The organism is Arthrobacter sp. JCM 19049, assembly GCF_001310435.1.
On record NZ_BAXF01000451.1, the window covers coordinates 1 to 1,731 of the forward strand.

Annotated in this window: 3 protein-coding genes; all 3 read left to right on the top strand. The window is 67.1% G+C overall.

Annotation, left to right across the window (positions count from 1 at the left end; genetic code table 11):
- Window positions 1-97: 97 nt before the first annotated feature.
- Genes JCM19049_RS13270 through JCM19049_RS13280 form a run of 3 tightly spaced genes read left to right on the top strand, consistent with a single transcriptional unit; the run spans window position 98 to window position 1,671 of the window.
- Entirely contained in the window at window positions 98-715 is a 618-nt protein-coding gene (locus JCM19049_RS13270; RefSeq protein WP_054821821.1) for a YgaC family protein, read from the top strand.
- Window positions 716-717: 2 nt separating this feature from the next.
- Window positions 718-1,287: a hypothetical protein gene (locus JCM19049_RS13275; RefSeq protein ID WP_054821822.1), complete on the top strand. Its 570-nt coding sequence runs from the start codon at window positions 718-720 to the stop codon at window positions 1,285-1,287.
- A gap of 60 nt (window positions 1,288-1,347) precedes the next feature.
- Window positions 1,348-1,671 carry a hypothetical protein gene (locus JCM19049_RS13280; protein ID WP_054821823.1) on the top strand — a complete coding sequence of 108 codons (324 nt, stop codon included), beginning with the start codon at window positions 1,348-1,350 and terminating at the stop codon, window positions 1,669-1,671.
- The last annotated feature ends 60 nt before the right edge of the window (window positions 1,672-1,731 follow it).

The window sequence follows — 1,731 nt, forward strand, 5'->3', positions numbered from 1 at the left end:
TCGCCCAGGACACGCTCGCCCAGGTGCTGGGCACCAAGGTGCCCTTCGCCCGCCCGCTGCCCGGCCAGGACCTGCCCACCGGCCAGATCCCCAAACTGTGAACGCCGTGTCCTGCCCGATCGGACTCTCCCGCACCCCCGGCCAGCCCCGCCTGGGCCAGCTGGTGGTGGCGCGCGCCTGGAAATACGACGGCACCCCGCACTGGGTGGTGCCCGGCTACCTGCTGGGCTCGGACGAGTACGGCTACTGGATTTTCCAGTCCGAAGGCTCCCTGGTCTCCCGGCCCGGACGCGCCCACCTGGCCGCCTGCGACGCCCTGTGCCTGATCCCGCACACCGGTTCCTGGGTCGGCACCTTCTACGACAACCCGGGCGAAGACGTGGACGTCTACCTGGACATCTCCACCCGCATCGGCTGGCAGACGCTGCCCACCGGGGGCTGGGAAGTGAACTCGATCGACATGGACCTGGATGTGATCCGCTCCAACTCCCGCGGCCTGTTCCTGGATGACGAGGACGAGTTCGAGGAACACGCGCGCACCATGGGCTACCCCGGGCCGCTCATCGAACAGATGCGCAACAGCGCCGCGGAGCTGATGACCGCGGTCCGCGCCGACCAACCGCCCTTCAACCGGCAGTACCGCGCGACCTGGCTGGAGAGGGCCACCGAGCTGCGCGCACCGAATCCGAACCTGAGCGAAACCAAGGACCACTGACTATGGCAATCATCCGCACCTACCATCTGGACGAGAAGAACCAGCTGCACTTCCGGGAAGCCTGGTACCAGCAGTTCGAAAACGAGGACCTGGGACAGTTCGTCATCAACCACGGGGCGGTCGGCCACCAGTCCAAGACCAGTTCAGTGCAGGATGTGGACATGGAACGGGCCGATGAACTGTTCGCCGGCTTCCTGGAGCAGTGCCAGGCCGACGGCTATGCCCCGATCCCGGAGCAGGAGCAGTCCTGGGTGATCGTGCAGTACGCACTGAAGAGCGCGTCCGGCACCGAACGCGACCGCTACCTGGAACACAAGGCCACCGACGCGCTGACCTCCCACCTGGCCTGGCGTGGGCTGGGCACCGTGGAATCCAGCGACTTTGCCCCGCACAAGCTGAACATCCGGATCCTGACCCCGGCCCCGAAAAAGGCCGTGGCCGCCGTGAAGGTGTGCATCCGCGAGGCCAAACTCGACTTCACCAAGATGACGATCGCCACCGCCGGCTACGACGGGCTGCAGGCCGCCAAGACGGTCCACCCGCTGCCGCCCAAGCCGTTCTCGCTGACCTAGCCCGCCTACCGACACCGCCGGAAGTATCACCTGGCGCGAAACACCCCCCGAAGAGGAGACATGGAGCAAAGCAAGAGCGGGCACGACGCCACCGGGCGGCGCACTTCCCGCATGGGCGAGAGCCGGGCACCGATGCACCTGGTGTTCCAGGCCAGCATCGGCGTGATCCTGGGACTCGGATTGGTGCAGGTCATCGCCCTGCCGCCGGCGGAACTGGCGTTGACCGGCGTGATCATCAGCATCGTGGCCTGGGCCGTGGAGCACGGCGTGCAGTGGTCCACCGCCAACTTGCGCACCACCGCACGGATCATGCTGGTGCTCAAGCTCGTCTCGCTGATCGGCTTCACCATCTGCGTCAGCGCGCTGATGAGCCTGCTCGGCTAATGGCACCACGGACCGCACGGGACGCAATCATGGACCGCCCACCGGCCGCGAGCCCGCGCC